Origin of the sequence: Pseudobutyrivibrio xylanivorans DSM 14809 (genome assembly GCF_900141825.1) — a bacterium.
GTDB lineage: Bacteria > Bacillota > Clostridia > Lachnospirales > Lachnospiraceae > Pseudobutyrivibrio > Pseudobutyrivibrio xylanivorans.
In genome coordinates this window covers 95,067-116,570 of the sequence record NZ_FQYQ01000001.1, presented here as the reverse complement: position 1 = coordinate 116,570, position 21,504 = coordinate 95,067, and the positions used below count along the sequence as shown (strand labels likewise).

Sequence of the window (21,504 nt, the reverse complement as noted above, 5' to 3'; positions counted from 1 at the left end):
CTATGTCCTTTCTTTATCCATCACTCGGTCTGTCCCTCATGAGGTATTCTTTGTCATCATCTATCATCTTAAGCATGATATCCGCAAACTTTGGGTCAAACTGGCTACCTTTGCCCTTTTCTATCTCGCCTCGGACTATTTCCTGAGGAAGTGCTCCTCTATAGCTTCGGTTGCTGGTCATGGCATCATAAGCATCTGCCACAGCAATCATTCTGGCTTCTTCAGGAATATCTTCCCCAGAAAGCCCTTGTGGATAGCCTTTGCCATCATATCTTTCATGGTGCCATTTGGCTCCTGCTGCAAGCTCTGGCATTTCCTTGATATTGTCTAGTATCTTTGCACCAATTCCAGGATGCTTCTTTATGCAGGCAAACTCCTCATCTGTAAGCATGCCCGGTTTATTAATAACTTCATCAGGAACTCCTATTTTTCCAACATCATGAAGAAGTCCCATCATGAAGATTTTCTCCTGCCTCTTCTCGTCATAGCCATATCTTTTGGCTATCTCTTTTGAATAATCCGCCACTCGTCCCGAATGACCATTTGTATAGTTATCCTTGGCATCGATGGCATCTGCGAGGCTTGCTACCACGTGGATGAAAAGATTCTCGTTTTCCTTAGTCTTCTCGGCTACCATACCCTCGAGATCCTTTTGTAGCCTGATAAGTTCCACTGCATGTTTAACTCTGAGCACAAGGACATTGGCGACAAATGGCTTTCTGATAAAATCCATAGCTCCAAGGGATAGTCCCGTTGTCTCTGCATCCTCGTCCTCATTGGCAGTCAAAAAGATTACTGGTGTGTCTCTCCACACTGCCTCACTCTTTTTCAGCTCCTTGACAACTTCGAAGCCATCCATCTCTGGCATACTTATATCCATCAGGATAAGGTCAGGCGCAGAATTATCCTTAATATATTCAAAAAGAGCTTTTCCAGATTTTAGCGCAACCACCTTAAGCCCAGCACCTGTAAGGGTGTTCCAGGCTCCTTTTAGAATTATAGGGTCATCATCAACAACTATAATCTGTGGAATCATTTTCACCTCCAGAAGGCAATTCCTTCCATTTATGATATATTAAACCCGTTTATACATCAACTTTATAGTGATATACTCAAACTGAACAAGACATTAAAGCAGTCCACGGAGGATTCTTTATAATGAGTATTAATATTCCTGGTATCGATGTTGAAAAAGGTATTAAAAATTCTGGCTCTGAGGAGCTTTTTTTAGAGCTTCTCGGTGATGTCTACAAACTCATGGATTCAAAAATTAATTCAGTAGAATCCTATCTATCGCAAAAAAACATCCAAAATTACACCGTAGAAGTTCATTCTCTCAAGACTACATGCCGCATGATTGGCGCCATAGATCTTGGGGAAGAATTCTTCGCCCTTGAAAAGCTTGGGAAAGAAAACAATCTTGCAGAAATCGAAAGGCTCACCCCAGATGTTTTAAATTCTCTTAGGGCGTTAAAGCCTTATCTTGAACCATTTGCATCTAACGATAACGGTGCAAAAATCAGTTTTGACAAGGTTGCAATTTCTGCTGTTCTAAATAAACTCATCACAGCGATAGATGATTTTGACCTTAGCACCGCCGAAGATGCTGTAAAACAGCTTTTTTCCTATGACTGCAATGATGAGTTTTCAGGTAAACTTGATACTTTGGATAGGCTTGTTACCAATCTTGACTATGAGGATGCAGTATCGCTTGCAAAGCGGATGCTTGATAGTCTCTAATGCGTTCTAGTCAGTTGGTATTGTGCCATAGCCTTCCACCGCTTCATCCACTGTCATTTTGCCATTTATTACAGCATAAGCTGCTGCTCTGAACTGTTTTACTGCTGTATCCATGATTTCTATATCTCTAAAATTAACAGTTCTGTCCTCTGGAAAATCTGATAGCGAAGCATACACTTCATCAAGTGAGTAATCCTTTGTTGGAGTTATAAGTCTCTTCTCCTGAGCCATTATACCAAGCTCCTTTTCATTTGCTAAGAAACGAATAAATTCATTGGTCATATCAAGGTTTGCACTACTTTTATTTACACAGAATAATAAATTCATAGAATCCATATAATAGCCACCATCATCTCCTGAAGGTGCTACATAAAAGTCGTACTCAAAAGGATTTGCCTCGAAGGCTTCTGATTTGCTCTCGCGTTTCTTGGTTCCGGAAACAACATCTCCAGAACAGAGCATCATCGGAACATCTCCTTCGAAAAATCTCATAATTACCGCATTATAATCATCTTCTATTTCCGCTGTACATTTATCAATATCTATGCACCCGTAATCCACCAGCTCTTTAAGCCGGGTTAGGGATGCACGCATAGTTTCGCCTGCTGAAGGTACCAAATTATTAAGGTCTTCCTCAATGCTTCTGTCATCTTTTATGGTCTTAGCAAACATTGGGTATGCAAAAGCATAGCCTATACCTGGAGTAGTTGAGGTATTGCTGCCCATTATCGGAGACTCGTATCCAGCTGCCTTGAGCTTGTCACAGATTTCCTTTAGCTCATCAAAGGTCTTAGGTACCTCAAGCCCCTCTTTTTCAAAGATATCCACGTTTACAAGCATACCGTAAGAGGTTGCAAATACTGGGAGTGTCAGTATTTTGTCATTTTCCATTTCCCATCTGAGCCCAGTACGGATACAATCCAGATTAACCTCAAGTTCTGGATTCGAGAGAACCTCTGCACCTTCAAACAAGGAGTCAAATCGTTCATCTCCATACATCCATGGCTGTACCACATAGATATCAGGTGTCTCCTGTCCAGCCAAGGCCTTTGTTATAGTATTGATGTAATCATCAAGGTAGGTGTACTCTAGCTCGCCATTAGGATAGTAAGCATAGAATCTTTCAAATTCACTTTCCAGGGATTCAAAATTAGAATAAGTTCCCACCACCGAAAGCTTAAACTCAGTGTCTGACTGGTATTTAGGAGAAAACTCTTTGTTTGCTCCCTCTTGTTGACCTTGGCTTTGCTCTGTGCTTTGGCTTTCATTCTGTTTTGGCTCCTGAGTCTGGCCACAGCCGACGGTACTAAGAACCAATGCCGTCATAAGGATTAGTGAAGTAATTGTTTTATTTCGTCTATTCATGCTCTCTCCTTTCTGTATCTGTAGCTTCAATGGCTTCCTGCTTCTGTAGATAGGACATTGCCTGCTCTTCTGATTTAACTAACACCACGTTATATTTATCTGTTAGACGCGCTCTTATCTTCTTTAAAAATCCCACATCTTCACTTACTACAAGTATGCTATGCAGGGTCTTAGAGTTGGTCTTTTCTTGTTTTTCTTCTGTAAATATGTCTTCTGCCTTAGTTACCAAGTCCTGCGGCAGATATGTAAGCAACATGCTTTCAAGTTTATTTGTATCAATTGGCTTTGTCAGATAGTCGTCAAAGCCAGCATTTATATAGGTTTCACGCATGCCTGATATGGCATTTGCGGTAAGACAAATCACTGGAGTCTTCTGATTAGGTGTGTCGTTACACTCTTTCATTTCCCTTATGGTTTCGATTCCATCTTTGTCTGGCATCATGTGATCCAGGAAAATCACATCATAGAAATTCCGCTTAAATAGGGCAATGCAGGCATCCCCACTATCTGCAGTGTCTATCTGCATCTTTGTCTCGCCAAGCAAATTTGCAAATACCTTCAGATTAATCTCATTGTCATCCACCACCAATATTCTGGCCTTAGGTGCTGCAAACTGAACCTGATAAAGTTTTCTCTGACTAAGGAATTGCTCTAAAGCTGTATTAAACTCGCCAATTGGCTCCCACTTTATTACCTTTTGCTTCAAGTCAAAAGAGAATTCTGATCCCTTTCCATACTCGCTTTCCACCTGCAGCTTACTTCCCATCATATTAAGGAAGCTTTGAGCAATTGCCATTCCAAGTCCGGTACCTTCTATATTTCGATTCTTCTTTTCCTCAATTCTCTCAAAGGCTTCAAACAACCTGCCGAGGTCCTCCGGCTTAATTCCTATGCCAGTATCCTTCACGCTGACATGGAGATTTACTGTTTCTAAGTCGTCTTCGCATTTACTGCTGGATATAGAAAAGATAACCTCCCCTTTTTTGGTGTATTTAACAGCATTTGAAAGGATATTTGTGATAACCTGCTTGATTCTTATCTCATCCCCCTGCAGGAGTGTTGGTATATTGGGGTCCACCTCAAGCCTAAAGCTAAGTCCCTTTTCATCAGCCTTTCTTTGGACCATATTTACAAGATCATTCAAAAGAGAAGCGAAATTGTACTCCACATTAATAATTTCCATCTTTCCTGCTTCAATCTTTGAAAAGTCCAGAATATCATTGATTATTCCAAGGAGGGTATTACCTGCCGCCCTAATATTCTCTGAATAAGAAAGTATCTTATCCTCTCTGCTATCCCTCAGAATCATTTCATTCATGCCCAGAATTGCGTTCATAGGTGTCCTGATATCGTGAGACATTGTTGAAAGGAAGTATGATTTTGCTTCATTCGCCTGATTTGCAGCCTCTGCAACTACTGACAACTTTCGATTGAATTTAAGGAGTATTGCCAGGTTAAAGTGCAAGAGAACTACCAATCCAAAAGATACAATTCCTAAAAGAATCCAATCAATAGACCTGTTTGCTGTCAGCTCTTTTGCAGGAATATAAGCCACAATGAACCAGTAATCCAGATTACTTAAAGGAGCATATGCAATGACACTATCTTCATCCTTTGAGTTACGAATATGCATAGAGCCAGTCTCAGTACGAATGGAATCCACCACCCCGTTATATTCCTGAGTTGTCATAGGGTTGTAGGATTTAAAATATTCAAATAAATTACTGTTTTTCAAGGATTTTCCGTGAATCATATAATCTCCATCCCAATCGATAAGAGATATCTCCACGTTTTCATATTCACCCTTCAAAAACACAAGCTTCTGCTCCAGACGACTTACAGGTACAACACGAAGAAGCAGTCCCTCTCGCATGTCGCCTGTTTCCTCATCCACAACCTTCACATTATTCAAAAATGCGATAGACTGAACGCCATTTAAAGGGTTTGTATATGCCCTGGTCAGGTTAACAACACCATCCACATTACTTATTTCCAGATTTTCAAAAATATTAATATGGGAATATTTTACAGAGTAATCAGACGAGTCTGTAGAGCTGGCGGTGGTAGAAATGCCCGCCATTGACCCGTCATCAATATAGATAAGATGTCCTGAGATTTCAGGAGATGTTTTTGCTTTTCTAATATAGGAAATAGCCTCTTCAACAGTCATAGGAGTGCCAGCCTCCGCAGACCTATTGATATAATTTGACCATATGTCGCACAGATGCTGCTCATCCTCCAGATAGTTGGCGATGATTTGCTCTGTGGTGGTTGTCATTTTCTCAAAAGACGCAATTGAAGCACGGTTTGACTCTTCTGCCCTATCGTTGGCATACTTCAGGATTATGAAAAGAATCAAACCCACTATCAATATATTAATGATGAAAATATATCGTTTCTTCAATCTGCGTCCTCTGTACACTCCAAATCGTTATGACTTTCTGCTGGCAGAACAACGAATTGCCAGCAGGAATCTACATAAACTAACACAGATTAATTCTATCATTTAGTTATTTTTATATTGTTAAAAAAGTATGATGGGAGTGTAGTTAATCAAGCTCTTTAGTTTTTAAGTACTTTTTTAAAGTTGATACATGCATAGGATAGAAAGACTCTTCGGCTTTCAACATATCCCTCAGATCATTTAGTGAAACCCACCTAAGATTTCTCTTCTAAGGCAGTCATAAATGTTTTCGAATTCTCTAATTTTACCTGCAGGTATTTCAATTAATCCATCTTCATGAACATTTCCTTTACATCTCTCTTGTATAAGGACAAACACTTCTCCATCAACAATTTTTTCTATTATTCCGCCTGCAGCAGGTTTAGAAAATAGCTCTTTCAAATCAATTTAAATATTGTTCTATTACATTTTGGATATTCTTAGAACTAATTGGCTGTGTTGATGTCTCAAAAGAAACAATCATATTACCCCCAGGATAAAACCCATTCTGCTGGTAACAATTCAACTTTGCCACGTTCTTATTAGCATAATCAGCATTGTCCATCATACCAAAATGTTCCCATACATATTCCTGATGTGTCCTTGTGTTTAAACAAATAAAATCAGGACGCACCTTCCCCATTCCTTCCAATTCCAATGTTTTTTCATACTTATAGGGAATATCGTACTGTTCCAAAAGGTTGGCTATAATCAGTTCGGATTTAGACCTGACGCGCACACCATTATTTGTATAAAACTCTGTTTCGTCAAAAAATGGCATCGATGCATAGTCATCATCCAACCAATTCTCTCTATACAAATCATCCGTCTCTATAATTGGAGTTACAAGTATCTTTCGGCCCTCTGCCATTTTGTTATAGGTTTGATGTATTTTATGAACATCGTAGTTCTTCAGGAACTTCTCAATGACACTTTGATTTTTTATTAATTCCTTGTAAACCTCCTGATTATATTGCTTTTGAGCTATCTTCCTAAGCTTTGGGACATCATTCGATTTCACATACTTGCTCTCATTAGTCTGCTTGTCCACCAAACGATACTGCGTACTACCATTGCTCTTGCCAATCCTAATCCAACAATCCGGCACATCCTCCATTCTAGAGAGATTCTTTCTCACCTTGGCTATCAAACTTTTGATAAGAAGCAATTGTCTTTCCAATTTTTCCCTATAATCTTCCAATATTTCCTTCTGTTCTACCAAATATAATCTCCTTCTAAATCAATTATTTCTCCTGATACGCGCATAAGCATGCTTTTTACTATCTATAAGCGTAGTAATCTACATTGTGAATCAACCTGCTTACGCTCATGCATAAATTTTTCTATGTTCGTAAGCGTAGCCATTCATTAATAAAGCAACTTTCTTACCTATAGCCATCCCTCCGACTACGCTCACCAGCTCAATTTCCAGCGCTACGCGCGTAGTAAGGCATGTCCAGGCTTGCAATACCTACGCGCATAAACGCTATTTTGTGCTCCATGAGCGTAAATAATGAAATCCAATAATAAAAAAAGGAATATTGCAGCGAATTAAAATCATATGCCGCATCAGAAATTATAAAAAGAATTCTCTTTTGAAAACTCATTCGATAATATAACACTGAATTTCAAGTTCGTCAACAAAAAAGCCGTAGCAAATGTGTTGACCACATTCACTACGGCTTACTCCTAAATTATCAGCTATTACATCAGCTGTTCCATAAAAGCTAAGACTTCCTTTTCTATCGCAGTTGAAGCTGTTTCATTTTCGGCACTAACAGATACGTATACCTTCATCTTTGGTTCTGTTCCGGATGGGCGTACAACTACAGAACTATTTCCTTCAAGGAAAAACTTGATTACATCAGATTTTGGCAGACCATCTATGCCCTTAAGATAGTCATTTACCTTAACCACCTTTATTCCTCCGATTTGTGGAATGTCATTTCTCATTGTTGCCATTATGCCTTGCATTTTTTCAAGGCCGGCAGAACCTTCAAACTCGTATGAATGAAGTGTATTAAGACAATAACCATATTTTGCATAAAGCTCATCCAACTTATCAAGCAAGCTGATACCACGAGTTTTATAATAAGCAAACATTTCACATATAAGGAATGCGCCATCAACAGCATCCTTATCCCTTACATAGGAACCACTCAGATATCCATAACTCTCCTCAAAGCCGAATATATACGAAGCATCCTTCCCCTGCTTTTCAAGACGGCCGATTTCTTCACCTATAAACTTGAAGCCTGTAAGCACATTTACAGTTTTAACACCATAGTTTCTAGCAATTTGTTCGCCTAAATCTGTAGTAACGATTGTCTTAACTACCTCTGGGTCAGCTGGCATTGTTCCATTTTTAACGCGCATTGAACATACATAGTCAAGCAATAGACAGCCTATCTGATTTCCAGATAAAAGTACATACTCTCCAGCAGCATTTTTAACAGCGATACCTACTCTATCACAATCTGGATCAGTGGCTAAAAGAAGATCTGCATTATTCTTTTTTGCGTATTCAACTCCAAGGGCCATTGCTTCTTTTATTTCAGGATTTGGATATGGGCATGTTGGGAAATTGCCATCAGGATTTTTCTGCTCCTCAACTAATGAAATGTTAGTGTAACCAGCCTCCTTTAATGCTCTTGTAACAGGCTTTAAGCCAGTACCATTTAAAGGCGAATATACAATAGCAACATTCTTATCAATTTCTTCATCACCAACAAGGCTTTGACCTAACACTTCATTAGTAAAGTCCGTATATACGTTTTCCTTGATATATTCAACGGCACCATTTTCAAGTGCAGCTTCAAAATCAACCTTTTTTACATCCTCAAAGGCATCTACTTTTTCTATATCAGCTAAGATTTCTGCAGCTGCCTCTGTAGTAATCTGACATCCGTCAGGTCCGTATACCTTGTATCCATTGTATTTAGATGGATTATGAGATGCTGTCACCATTATTCCAGCTGCACAGTCAAGTGCTCTAACTGCATAAGAAAGACAAGGTGTAGGCATTAACTGTGAATATATAAATACTTTAATTCCATTTGCCGCAAATACTGAAGCAGCAGTTTTTGCAAATAAATCTGCCTTTATTCTGGAATCATAGCTTACTGCTATTCTTCTTGCATCTTCAGCAAAATTGCCGCATACATAATTTGCAAGTCCCTGAGAAGCCTTGGCAACAGTGTAAATATTCATTCTGTTAGTTCCTGCGCCAATGACTCCTCTAAGACCACCTGTACCAAAAGCGAGATTTCTGTAAAAAGCATCCTCGATTTTTACATCATCACCTTCAATTGCCTTTAACTCGCCTGCTACATCAGCATCCTCTGTAGCTTTCTTACACCACTCTTCGTAAATCGAAATATAACTCATCTTCCGCACCCTTTTCCTTTATTTTATCTGCAGTAGAAAATACTGCCTGTAGTTTTCCAGTAATCTCCACTCTGCCAAAATCATTAGGAATAATAAAATTATCTCCCTTTTTGATGGGCTGGCCGTTTATAATTCCACTTCCATCTGTAACAGTCATATTCAAAAACGGGTATTTCTGCCTAAAAGAAATATCCCCATCCAGATTGAGATGAAACACACTATAAAATTCACAGCTGTACAATGGAACAAGTTCATTTTTAATAGAATTTCCTGTATGAATCACGGATTTTTCCGGGTCCTTGGCAGGCACTTTAATAACATCCTCACTCTGCTTTATATGAAGCTCACGAGGTTTACCATTTGAAAGCCTATCATAATCGTATACACGATATGTAATATCACTATTCTGCTGTGTCTCTAGAATAAGAAGACCGCCTTTGATTGCATGAACTGTACCTGGATCAATTTGAATAAAATCACCTTTTTTCACAGGAATTTCTCTTATCAAATCATTCCACTTGCCCTCATCAATCATATGGATAAGTTCATCTTTTGATGTAGCATTATGTCCAATTACAAGACTTGCATTCTCTGGACAGTCTAGGACATACCAACACTCAGTTTTTCCAAAGCTTCCATTTTCATGTGTCTTTGCATAGCTATCATCAGGATGCACCTGAATACTAAGGTCATCTCTGGCATCGATCAGCTTTACTAAAAGTGGAAATCTATCTAAATCCAGATTTCCAAACACTTCTGGGTGCTTTTTCCACAATTCCGATAATTTCCATCCCTCAAAGGCTCCATATTTATTTTCGCCATCTCCGTTAGGATGAGCTGAAATACCCCAGCATTCACCTACATCAGAGCCTTCTTCCTTATATCCAAAATCATCATGAAGCTTTGTGCCACCCCAAATATTATGTGTACATACAGGCTCTAAAAAGATAATTTCTTTATTTATCGTATTTACGGATAGACTCATACCGTTTGTCTCAATAAGACGCTTGTACCAATAGCCTGAATCCTTTACAATCCTACGCTGATTGTGGTAATCCACGTAAACTAGACCAAAGCGTTCCTTATATCCCTTGTTCCATTCAAGATTATCAAGAAAAGTCCAGCAGAAGTATCCCTTTACATTGGCTCCTTCATCTATAGCACGTTGCATTTCACTGATATATTCATCCAAAAATGTAATTCTATCGTAATCATGTACTCTTCCATCAATAGAAATATTATCATGGCATGCCATTCCATTTTCAGTAATATACAAAGGATATGGATATCGCTCTGTCAAAAATTTGATTCCATAATAAAAAGCCTTTGGTGTAATAGGCCAATCCACTGCTGTTACCGGGCTTCCCACTTCACGCTCCACATATTCAGGATTTCCATCTTCACCACATCTAATGTAATAGCCGTTGTAAATATTTTGACCCATAAAATCTATAGGCTGGTGAATCAATGCCATATCCTCATCAGTGATTTCTGGAAGATATTTTGCATATTTTTTAAGTCCCTCTGCAGGATAGTGGCCTAAGAAAACAGGATCAGAAAACCAAGAAACATTCCAGGCCCATCTTTCAATAGGATTTTCAAAGCCAAAATAAACTTTTTTAGCTGCTTCAATATCTTCGTTTGAATCTGTGTATGGATAGGCTACCCCTCCTGTAGGAGCAAATCCTATATTAATCTTCTGCTTTGCATATTTCCTGAGATTGATTACGCCCTGACCATGAGCTTTTAAAAGATTATGGGCTATTAAGAAAGAATCCTTGATAGAAACCTTTATTCCCGGAGCATGCTCCCCAGTCATATGACCTAGCAAAACAACGCACTGTGGTTCGTTGAAAGTTATAAAGTTAGAGCAAATGTCTGAAAAATTTTCAGCGACAACCTTTGCATATTCTCCAAACCATTCAACCACATCAGAATTCAGCCATCCGCCTTTGTGGTAAAGCGCTTTTGGAAATTCCCAGTGAAACAATGTGATATATGGCTCTATGCCATTAGTTTTCATGGTGAGAATCATATCTCGGTACATATCAATTGCCTTCTGGTTTACTACTCCAGTCCCCTCTGGTAGGATTCTAGACCAGTTAAGAGAAAATCGATATGCCTTAATACCCATATTTTTCATAAGAGCATAATCATCCTTGTAACGATGCATATGATCACAGGAAATCTCTGCAGTCTGGTTGGCATATCCCTTTCCTTCTGCAAGAAAATCATCCCATATCATTTCACCTCTGCCATCATTAGGGTCTGTACCTTCAATCTGGTATGCACTGCTGGCAACACCCCACACAAAATCCTTTTTAAACATACTTTCACTTCCTATCTAGCCAAAATTACCGAAACCAAATTAAATGGATTCTTCACTTTATTACCGTCTTTTATAACTACTTCTATCTTGTAATTACTGTATTCACAATGCTCAAACAGTGTCTCAAGCTCCAGCTTGTCACCCCAGCTTTCATCAAAATTTGCATCAAGTTCTGTAACAGGCTTGCCATCAATAAAAACTTCAGCTACAGGTGCATTCTTCGATACGTATTTGCGGTATTGAATAGCTGCACCAGTACATTCCACTTCAAATGCTATCCTTCCCTCACCTTCGCTGAGAAGCCATCCATTCTTAAAGCAATCTGTAATATCCTGCTGTTCACTTTCATCTTTAATAAAGCCCTGACAGCTGGCCTCATATGTTCTATTGTCCACTCTGATTGCATTTTCGTAGGTATTTTCTGTTATAGGAGCCGGCAGACTATCGTTCTCAAAAGCTGGCTGCTCTCCTATAAGAACCTCCTGTAATGTTCTATCCAGGAAAAATCTAACCACCGATGCAACAAGCTCGTGCCCCATATCATTTGGATGCAAATCATCAGGAGTAATATCTCTTACTGCGATTTTCCCATCTCTGACAGCAGGATAAATGGCACTTTGCATACTGATAAGTGGAAGTTCATAGAAACGGGCCACCTTTGAATGCTGAAGCTGAGCATTTGCTCCTGTATCATAAAAAACATTGCTTATAAGCAATACAGCCGGAGCACTCTCGCTTCTATAAATATGTCTCACAAGACCTTCGTAGGTTTCTAGAAAATGCTCATTACTATCATCATTTACTGAAAACTCCACAAATACTAAATCAGGCTTAGCATTAAGCAAATCGGCCTCAACTCTTGCTGCCCCAAAATGAGAGGTTGTCCCTCCAATTCCTGCATTTACATATTTGAAGCTGGTATCTTTAAAAATCTCCTTCCACCACTCAAAAACCTTCCATGCATAGCATTTATCATCTGCTGAAGCTAATGAGCCCTGTGTGATAGAACCACCAATAAAACCAATAGTAATCTCTTCCTTTGCGTTAGCTTTCTTCATCACACGCTTTAATCTGAAAAGATTGCCTTTATTACATATACTTTCTTTGTAATTAATGTATTCTTTCATCTTTATTTGCCTCTTCTTAAGCTTGGTATACCAAGGCTTTCAATATATGCCGCAAGCTGATCTGACATTTTTTCAGCCTCCTGCTTTCTGATATGCCCCGATGTACCTGAGCCGTTATTTTCAAAAAGAAAATGATGTATCTTGTCGTCTGCAATCTCATTACAGACTTCATCTATAGAAATATCCCAGTTTTTATGATGCTCCAAAATAGTTGTGCACAAAACTATATGGACATCGGGATAAATTGTTTTCAAATTTAATACGAATTTACGATAATGTTCTCTCCAGTTTTTAGCCTGACTACAGTGGTAATCCTTTGCCATATAATCATCTGGATGACTGTCGTTTTGACCTATAGCCACTATGACGACATCAGGTGTATATTTACTAAAATCCCATTTAGAAGACTCTCCAATGGCGGGATTATATCGCACTTTATCGTATACAGACTCCATACCTATGTAATTTGGTTCGTTAAACCATCCGGTATCATCTATAAGTGCTATTCCTCCCTGAGCAATATCATGTATCTGAGCATTTAGCTTTCTGGCAGTAAGCCAGGCATAGGAATAATAACTGTTTGAAAGCTCCCCCTGATGCCAGTCTGGATCAGGTTTTCCCACAAAATCATAGGCCTCAGATACCTCTCCTGCTGAAACACTATCTCCATACACCTCTATTTTCCCTTGAGGCTTCTCAGGTGGTTCCAATAGAATTCCATCATCATCCAACTCAAAACCATAAAATCCAACCTGATGACAGCTATCCTGCCTCTTAAAGAGCATCACCTCATGGAGATTTGCCTCTTCATCCTCGACCAGGGTTACTGTCTGCTTGCCCTCATCATTCGAAAGCTTTACCTTGGACTGTTTGCCATCGACAATAATTCCAAGATAGTTATCCCAGTAGACATTTTTGTTATCTACTATCGCATTCAGACTACTTCCTTTAAATTTCACCCTTACATAAGAACAAGGGAAGATAAATATTGTTTTATCAGTTTCATAATCAACCCTTCCGCTATAATCCAAGAACTCATCATCAAACTTAATAAACATAACATTTACCTTCCCTTGTATATCATTCAACTATCTTATACCGATTTCGGTATCTTCTTCTGTTACAACGCTGTGGTCCTTGATGTAATCAATAATCTCATCAAGATTTGTAAATGCGAGACCTACATAGCTATCTGCAGCTCCATAGTAAAGAGCAATCTTGCCTGTCTTTGAATCATGTATTGTTGCACATGGGAAACAAACATTTGGAACAAATCCGCGCTCTTCATACCACTCTTCTGGAGTGAGAAGGAAATTCTCACAACGATACTTAACCTTTGAAGGATTATCAATATCAAGAATAGCTCCACCGATTGAATATACATATCCATTACAGGTTCCTGTAACACCATGATAGAAAAGCAACCAGCCTTCAGATGTTTCGATTGGAGCTGCACCGCCACCAATCTTTAATGACTGCCACCACTTATCATTTCTACCCATTACATGTCTATGCTTTCCCCAATATACAAGGTCTGGGCTTTCGCTAAGGAAAATATCACCGAATGGTGTGTGTCCGCTGTCAGATGGACGTGAAAGCATTACATAATTGCCATTAATCTTTCTTGGGAATAAAACAGCATTTCTGTTAAATGGGATAAATGGGTTTTCAAGTCTCACAAAGGTCTTGAAATCTGTTGTCTTTGCAATACCAATAGATGCTCCATAAAAATCCTGGCACCAAATGATATAGTATGCATCCTCTACCTTTACAAGACGAGGGTCATAAGCATACTTTGGCATGAAAGAATTTCCTTCTTCATCCACAAATGGAATCTTTTCAGTCTCGAAAGTCCAATTAATACCATCCTTGCTATGGCCAAGATAAATGTATGGAATACCATTTGTCTGCTCACCTCTGAACACACCGATAAACTCATCACCATATGGCATTACTGCACTGTTGAATATTCTAGCAACACCCTCAAGTGGATTACGTCCGATAATAGGATTTTCATCATATCTCCAGATTGGCGCACCAACTAAATTAGCTGGCTTGTCCTGCCATGGAACATTTGGTACCTCAGGGCTGATCATTGTGTACTTTGACATTTGTGTTTCCTCCGTTATCTATTTAAAAACTCAAGATTTTTTCTGATTAATTCACATCTTTGTGCGACACACTCCACTGAGCGACCCGGATCAGATGGTGTGTTAAACACATAATCCTTTAATTTATCAATTGTAGTAGTAGCTACATGCATTCTTGTGTCGCTGGATGCGTAATAAATAAATACTTCATTGTTTTCATTGACGATTGCACCATTTGTAAATACTACATTTGATACATCTCCTACACGCTCTTCCCCTCTAGGTCCGATTAATAAACCAGATGGCTCAGCAATAACCTTTGAAGGATCATTTAAATCTGTGGCAAATGCATATATAACATAGCGAAGTCCAGCTGCAGTGTTTCTAACACCGTGAGCAATATGAATCCAGCCCTTATCTGTCTTAATAGGAGTAGCTCCGGCACCATTTTTAGCCTCTGTAATAGTGTGATATTTTCTAAGGCTGGTCATCTTTTCCTCATCGATAACAGCATGTGTGATATCCTCACATAAACCAAAACCAACTCCGCCACCGCTTCCTGTCTCGATGAAATCGTCCATTGGACGTGTATAGAATGCATACTTTCCATCTACAAACTCAGGGTGAAGCACTACATTTCTCTGCTGTGGGCTTCTAAGTGTTGTAAGATTGTCAAGTCGCTCCCAGTTCTTCAAATCCTTAGTGCGGACAATTCCTGCCGCAGCAACAGCTGCAGATAAATCATTAACTGAAGTATCCTTGCTCTCAGAGCAGAACACACCGTAAATATATCCATCCTCGTGCTGAGTGAGACGCATATCGTACACATTAGTCTCCTCAGGGCACACATCATCTAAAAGAATTGGGTAATCCCAGAATTTGAACCCATCTATGCCGTTATCGCTTTCGGCTACTCCGAAAAATGACTTTCTGTCATTTCCTTCAATACGGGCAACCAGATAATATTTTCCGTTTAAATAAATGGCTCCCGAATTCATCACTGCATTGATGCCCAGTCTCTCCATAAAATATGGATTTGTATCTGGATTCAAATCGTATCTCCAGGTAAGAGGAATATGTTCTCTGGTTAATACTGGATATACGTAGCGATCATAAATACCATTATAAAAATCTGACTTTACATTCTTTGTTGAAAGTAGCTTGTCCTGCTTTTCCTTTTCTACAAAATAGCGCTCATGTAACATTGATATATCTCCTACTCGCTTAATCTATTTATTACTTCAAAACACATGCGGCCGTTGTGATATGGGCACTTCCATGGCTCCACTATCGGTCTGCCTTCATATGGCTTTCCATTTTCATCCACTTCCCAATACCACTCTGAGCCTTCTCGTTTATCTACCACATATGTTTTTATAAATTCCCATATGGATTTAGCTGCCAAAAGGTATTTCTCGTCTGATTTATTTTTTTGCCAACCATTGATGAATCCAACGATTGCTTCAGCCTGTACCCACCACACACGATGATTATTGACAACACCCTTTTCACATTCGTTAGCAAACGAGTGACCATCAAAAGCCACCTTGAAAGTCTGCTCTGTAAGTGCCTCAGTGATAGGACTAATCGAATTGCTAAGTTCATCATCATCCAAAACCTCAAGTGCTCTATCCACCAGCCATGCAGTCTCTATATCATGACCATAGGAATGTAAATCTAAAATACTGTTGTACTTCTTATCAAAAAATACGTCCTGCCTTTTCAGGCTAGGGTTGTAAACCTTATTTTTGATAATATCGCAAATGCGATACAGCTTTTGACGTACCTTATCGTCTTTTGAAACCTTGTAAAGCTGGGTGTACGCCTCAAGTACATGTAACAGTGTGTTCATAGTCTTTTCTGCTATGACACCATTTTCAGAAAGCTTTTCATTTGATTCAGGCGAAAAATCCCTCTTGAATGCCTCTAAATATCCGTAATCATCTGTACAATAATCCTCGATCACATGGAATAATTCATAGGCAAGCTCCAATGCTTCCACATCATTTGAAGCTTCAAAATATGCACAAAGTGCGTAAATAGCAAATGCCTGATTGTAGGTATGTTTTGTGGTATCCACAGGATTTCCCTGATAATCCACCGACCAAAACACACCTGGATATTTCTTATCAAAGCATTTTTCCTTCATGAAAGTGTATCCCTGCTTCGCATATAAAAGAAGGCTTTCATCCTTTGTAATTAGATAAGCATTTGCAAAAAACCAGGTAATTCTACTATTTAAAATGCATCCTTTTTCCGCTTGCTTATCTAACTTTAAATCATAATCTAAGTATCCATAAAAGCCTCCGTGGCTTTTGTCTTCCATCCCTTTCCAAAAGGGAATAATATTCTCTAATAATTCCTTTTTTATTTCTTCTACAAACATTACTACTACCCCTTTACAGCACCTGCTGTGATACCACTATATATCTGCTTCTGGAAAATGATGAATACAATAAGAGCTGGCAGTAAGGAAATTAACACACCGGCACAAATAAGATTGTACTGGCTTCCCATAGGACCTACGAAGGTGTAAAGGGATGTTGCTATTGTGTGCAAATCCTTATCCTGAAGATAAAGGTTAGCTGCGTAGTATTCGTTGTAAACACCAACACCCTTTAGGATGCAGGATGTGATGATAGCTGGCTTTAATAGTGGAAGCATTATTTTCCAGTAGATAGTCCAGTAGTTTGCTCCATCAATGATTGCCGACTCATCAAGGGAAACTGGTATGTTTTCCATAAACTGTATGAAAATGTAGATAGATATTACATCTGTACCGCACATCATAATTATGTAACCATACAGGTGATTGATAAATCCAAGTGACGACATGATGTTGTAAACCGTCACCTGCATAGCTACACCGGGGAGAAGTGAAGCAAACAAGAACAGATTTCTGATGAGAGTATTTCCTGGAAACTTAAATCTATTCAGTACATAAGCAAGCTGTGTTCCCACGATAATTGATACGAATAACACACACATCATTACAATGAGGGAGTTTATGAATGCTCTGCCCATGTTTGCTGTCGTAAAAGCTTTTATAAAGTTATCAAAATTCAGCCAGTTTTCTGGCAATGTCATAACATTTGTATTCTGATATTCCTCTGATGTTTTGAAAGCGGTTATAACACAGGAAATTACCGGTACAACAGCCACAAAACCAAATAATACCAATGAAAAATATTTGATTATGTTAATAACTAATGTAGATAGATTAATTTGTTTTCTTTTCATTATTTATTCACCTCTATTACGCTGCCTTTACAGCTCTAAGAGCCTTTTTCGATTCTTTGTCAGCCTTCTTCTCAGCCTTCTGCTTTGCTCTCTTTGCTGCATAAGACTCATCCTCGCTGTTCGCATCTCTGAATATGTACTTAAAGAACAGCTTCTGCAGAATCGTACATCCAAAAATGATCATCAGAAGTACTACCGCCATTGCACTTGCAAGTCCTACCTTCTGGCTTGTGTGAGCAATTTCATTCATTACTACGAAATATGTTCCAGTTCCATTTGCACCATTTGTAATAACATATGGCTGCTCAAATGCTGATAATGAACCGGTAATAGAAAGAATAATGTTTAATGTAACAATTGTTTTAATACTTGGCAGAATAATATTTTTAAACTGCTGAAATCTATTTGCACCATCTAGCTGAGCTGCCTCATAAAGTTCTGCATCTACAGACATAATAGCTCCAATAAAGAGGACCATATTCTGTCCGAAATAACGCCATACTGATGTTGCAACCAACGACCAGTTGTTTACTTTCTGATCCTTCAACCAATATGGAAGACTTTCTAAATTAATACCAAGGCCAGCAAGTAATGTGTCTAACACAAAACCTCTGGTGTAGAAAAATTTGAAAATAAAACCGATAGCAATACCACTAATCAGATAAGGGAAAAACATAAGTCCCTTAAAGATATTGCCGCCCTTTACCTTAAATGAAAGAACTGTTGCTAAATAAAGTGATAGAACAAGCTGCATAATTGCACCAAAGCAGTAATAAAGGCTAAGCTTTAATGCTCCGAAACAGTCTTTTCTGTTAAATACATCAATATAGTTCTTCCATCCAACGAAAACTCTTTTATCGACTGGAGTGGAATACTTCATTTTATAAAAACTGAATTTTACCATTTGTCCAAAAGGCAAATACGTAAATACGAAGAGCAATAACAGAGGAATGACCGTAAAGCCAACACAAATTAACACCTGTTGCCCCTTCCTACTTCTTATCCACTTTTTCGAATTTTCCAGCGCGGTCGCCATAAATAGTTCCTCCCAACTCTTTTAGATAAACTTGGGAGAGCCCATGAAGCTTAAGCTCTCCCGAGTAAAAACTGCTTAAAATACTGTTTTTTGACTGTTAAACTGTTTATAGATACTGATTAATACTGAATTTCTGCACCACAAACATCCTGTGCATCTGTCCAAAGCTGATTCCATGAATCCATAATCTCATCAAATGTCATATCACCGATTGATGCATGCTCGATAAGCTCCTGAATTTTTCTGTCACCGCCGTTGTTAACGTTAAGCTCTGATTCTGCATTAAGCTCGTTTAATAAATCCTCTTCGCCATCAATTGAAGGAGCATCGTCGATGAAATCTACACCATCGAAAGAAAGCTTTGTCTCAGTATTCTTTGTTGCAACTGGAAGTCCATCCTCGTTGTATGAATATCCTGATTCCTCAGCCATCCACTTAACAAATACTAAAGCTGCCTGCTGCTCATCTGTTGGTGCATTTACATTGATACCGAAGCAATAGTCAGCGCCTGCCTTTGCGTACTGCTTTCCATCAATTGTGATTGGAAATGCCATGTATCCAATATCATCAACATTTGGACCAGCTGCCTTCATCTGAGGTACTGCCCAAGAACCAAGTACCATACAAGCGATTTCGCCGTTGTTCATCATACCCTTGCAGCCTTCCCAATCTGTAGTGGTATAATCGTCCTCTGTAAGACCTTCAGCTACTGCATCGTAGAGAATCTTGTAAACTGAGTATGGATGAGTGTTGTCGCCATAATCCTTAAAAGGATCCTTTGTGTGAAGAAGCTTCTGATTTGCATATTCCTCATCACCTGTAGCACTAACACCTGTGTACATATCCCAAACACCCATTGTCCATCCTGCTGCGTAGTTTGTATAAAGAGGAATAGCATCTGTGTTTTCTTTAATCTGCTTTAATGCATCGATAAACTCATCTGGAGTCTTTGGTGTTTCAGTGATTCCTGCATCTGCAAATACTTTCTTGTTATAAACAATACCCTGTGTAGTTGCTGTGAAAGGTACACCGTATACTTCCTGCTGATACATCTTCTCATCTGCATAATTGATTTGCTTTGACATAGTCTCTAAATCACCGTATGAGATGAAATATGTGCTAAAGTCTGCGCTATCAATTGCTGGGATACCCATGATTGTCTCGTAATCACCAGACTGCAAATGTGTAAGTGCATCATCTGCGTAGTTTGTATCTGTTGTAATTTTTACTGTGATGTTTGGATATACCTCGTTAAATGCTGCAAGGTATTCCTTCCATGTAACTCCGCCGTAATCGTCTGAGTCTAAGTCTGTTCTGTTGTTGAACATTGTGATTGTAGCTTCTAGATCTGTAAAATCCTCGCCGAGGATGATATCTTCATATGATGTTAGATCTGCTGCCCCTTCGTTTTCTGAAGCACCTGAATTGTTGCTTTCAGATGTGTTTCCGCACCCCATCATCGCTACAAGCATCGTTGATGCAAGAGCAAGTGCCAATACTTTTTTCCTTTTCAATTTCTTCTTACCTCCTTGTTCCTAAAAGCGTTTCGCTTTTCAATTGGTTTAATTTAATTATATTGACATTTATATTTTAGTCATCTATTATTATTGCTATAAATCATTCATTTTTGATACATAGGACTTTTTTGTAACATTTGATGGTTTTATTTTGCTTTATTTGTTAATATTAACCACATGGAAACCTAATTTTAGAGATTAATTTAAGTTCTAAGTAATTAATTTACTTAATTTTTACCTTTTAGTTTGATTAATTTTAAGGAGAATACTATGAATACCTTGAGTAAATCAGATTTTATTTCAGAACATTTTCATTTTAATAAGCCTCTATCTTTAAATGATAGTCTGCCTTCCTGCCTGGATATTAATAATTTCTTTGAAAACCAACAACCCTATGAAAATGATGTGTTACCTTATATATCTTATGGCGGAGTGCTCCATTTTGATCGTAATATAGATGCCGACATCCAGACAGGGGATTATTATATGTGCGGTTATATTAGCGAAGGTCGTATTCAGATAGAGACCGAAGCAGAAAGCTATATCGGAGAAACACATCTGGTTTTTATTTGTTACAAAGATTCTATTTATAATATTAAATCCTTCAGTAAGGACACCACCATACACACCTATTTTGTTTCTGGCCTAGCAGTGGATTCCTATATGCAATCTCTGATGAAGAATCCCGAAAATATCCATTCTTTTCACAAGGATTTCGATATGCATTCATTTATTATCAATTCACTTTCAAAGATAGACTATCTACTGACAGAAGAAACCAGGATGGGACTTTTTAGACAATCTCTGTTATTTCAATATGTATTTGTACGTCTTTTAAATGTACAAGACACCACCATCACCGGTGTTCATAACGCCAGCAACCATGTAACCAGACTAAAAAAAATCCTGGACACCAGATATCAGGAGGCTCACACTCTTGATTCTCTTCAGGAAGAGCTGGGGCTTAACAAATACAGACTATGTAGAGATTTTTCCAATACCTATAATATAGCCCCATTAAAATATCTAAACACCGTTAGAATGTCAAAAGCCAAAGAACTGCTTTTAGATACCGAAAATACGATAGTAGAAATAGGAAATGCTGTGGGCATACCAAACACGACCCACTTTATAAATCAGTTCAAAAAAGAAACTGGCGATACTCCATTGAAGTATCGCCAGCACCATATACAATTAGGAGATTCTATTCCAGATTCCTTTTTGTTTTAG

17 protein-coding genes are annotated in these 21,504 nt (G+C 38.6%); 2 read left to right on the top strand and 15 right to left on the bottom strand.

The features are described 5' to 3' along the window. Positions 1 to 13: 13 nt before the first annotated feature. Positions 14 to 1,036 carry an HD domain-containing phosphohydrolase gene (locus BUA88_RS00495; RefSeq protein ID WP_072910928.1) on the bottom strand — a complete coding sequence of 341 codons (1,023 nt, stop codon included), beginning with the start codon at positions 1,034 to 1,036 and terminating at the stop codon, positions 14 to 16. Positions 1,037 to 1,158: 122 nt separating this feature from the next. Here BUA88_RS00495 and BUA88_RS00490 point away from each other — a divergent pair, with 122 nt between their 5' ends. Next, entirely contained in the window at positions 1,159 to 1,740 is a 582-nt protein-coding gene (locus tag BUA88_RS00490) for an Hpt domain-containing protein (RefSeq protein WP_072910925.1), read from the top strand. A 6-nt stretch (positions 1,741 to 1,746) separates the two neighbouring features. Here the strand turns inward: BUA88_RS00490 and BUA88_RS00485 are convergent, their stop codons facing one another. From BUA88_RS00485 to BUA88_RS00420, 14 genes are all read right to left on the bottom strand, one after another. Beyond that, a complete protein-coding gene (locus BUA88_RS00485) occupies positions 1,747 to 3,105 on the bottom strand; it encodes an ABC transporter substrate-binding protein (RefSeq protein ID WP_072910922.1) in 1,359 nt (452 codons plus the stop codon). Next, positions 3,098 to 5,509, bottom strand: a complete 2,412-nt coding sequence (locus tag BUA88_RS00480) for a response regulator (RefSeq protein ID WP_072910920.1) — start codon at positions 5,507 to 5,509, stop codon at positions 3,098 to 3,100. The genes BUA88_RS00485 and BUA88_RS00480 overlap by 8 nt, the downstream gene beginning before the upstream one ends. A gap of 240 nt (positions 5,510 to 5,749) precedes the next feature. After that, positions 5,750 to 5,950, bottom strand: coding sequence for an NUDIX domain-containing protein (locus BUA88_RS00475; protein WP_072910919.1), 201 nt, complete (start codon positions 5,948 to 5,950; stop codon positions 5,750 to 5,752). 1 nt (position 5,951) lies between these two features. After that, positions 5,952 to 6,770: a hypothetical protein gene (locus BUA88_RS00470; protein ID WP_072910918.1), complete on the bottom strand. Its 819-nt coding sequence runs from the start codon at positions 6,768 to 6,770 to the stop codon at positions 5,952 to 5,954. Between the two features lie 482 nt (positions 6,771 to 7,252). Continuing rightward, positions 7,253 to 8,935, bottom strand: coding sequence for a phospho-sugar mutase (locus BUA88_RS00465; RefSeq protein WP_072910917.1), 1,683 nt, complete (start codon positions 8,933 to 8,935; stop codon positions 7,253 to 7,255). After that, positions 8,901 to 11,264, bottom strand: coding sequence for a GH1 family beta-glucosidase (locus BUA88_RS00460; RefSeq protein ID WP_083572331.1), 2,364 nt, complete (start codon positions 11,262 to 11,264; stop codon positions 8,901 to 8,903). The genes BUA88_RS00465 and BUA88_RS00460 overlap by 35 nt, the downstream gene beginning before the upstream one ends. Before the next feature lie 11 nt (positions 11,265 to 11,275). Beyond that, positions 11,276 to 12,391 carry an SGNH/GDSL hydrolase family protein gene (locus BUA88_RS00455; protein ID WP_072910916.1) on the bottom strand — a complete coding sequence of 372 codons (1,116 nt, stop codon included), beginning with the start codon at positions 12,389 to 12,391 and terminating at the stop codon, positions 11,276 to 11,278. Between the two features lie 2 nt (positions 12,392 to 12,393). Next, complete coding sequence (locus BUA88_RS00450; protein WP_072910915.1) at positions 12,394 to 13,449, bottom strand: SGNH/GDSL hydrolase family protein; 1,056 nt, start codon at positions 13,447 to 13,449, stop codon at positions 12,394 to 12,396. Between the two features lie 30 nt (positions 13,450 to 13,479). After that, complete coding sequence (locus BUA88_RS00445) at positions 13,480 to 14,502, bottom strand: glycoside hydrolase family 130 protein (protein WP_072910913.1); 1,023 nt, start codon at positions 14,500 to 14,502, stop codon at positions 13,480 to 13,482. Positions 14,503 to 14,516: 14 nt separating this feature from the next. Then, positions 14,517 to 15,686, bottom strand: coding sequence for a glycoside hydrolase family 130 protein (locus BUA88_RS00440; RefSeq protein WP_072910912.1), 1,170 nt, complete (start codon positions 15,684 to 15,686; stop codon positions 14,517 to 14,519). 11 nt (positions 15,687 to 15,697) lie between these two features. Further along, entirely contained in the window at positions 15,698 to 16,867 is a 1,170-nt protein-coding gene (locus BUA88_RS00435) for an AGE family epimerase/isomerase (RefSeq protein WP_072910911.1), read from the bottom strand. Positions 16,868 to 16,872: 5 nt separating this feature from the next. Continuing rightward, positions 16,873 to 17,721 carry a carbohydrate ABC transporter permease gene (locus tag BUA88_RS00430; RefSeq protein WP_072910910.1) on the bottom strand — a complete coding sequence of 283 codons (849 nt, stop codon included), beginning with the start codon at positions 17,719 to 17,721 and terminating at the stop codon, positions 16,873 to 16,875. Between the two features lie 16 nt (positions 17,722 to 17,737). Beyond that, positions 17,738 to 18,757, bottom strand: a complete 1,020-nt coding sequence (locus tag BUA88_RS00425; protein WP_072910909.1) for a carbohydrate ABC transporter permease — start codon at positions 18,755 to 18,757, stop codon at positions 17,738 to 17,740. A 119-nt stretch (positions 18,758 to 18,876) separates the two neighbouring features. Continuing rightward, the gene (locus BUA88_RS00420) at positions 18,877 to 20,271 is read right to left on the bottom strand and encodes an ABC transporter substrate-binding protein (protein ID WP_072910908.1); all 1,395 of its coding nucleotides are present in this window, start codon (positions 20,269 to 20,271) and stop codon (positions 18,877 to 18,879) included. 273 nt (positions 20,272 to 20,544) lie between these two features. Here BUA88_RS00420 and BUA88_RS00415 point away from each other — a divergent pair, with 273 nt between their 5' ends. Next, positions 20,545 to 21,504 (top strand): helix-turn-helix domain-containing protein, encoded by a 960-nt coding sequence (locus BUA88_RS00415; RefSeq protein WP_072910907.1) that lies wholly within the window; start codon positions 20,545 to 20,547, stop codon positions 21,502 to 21,504.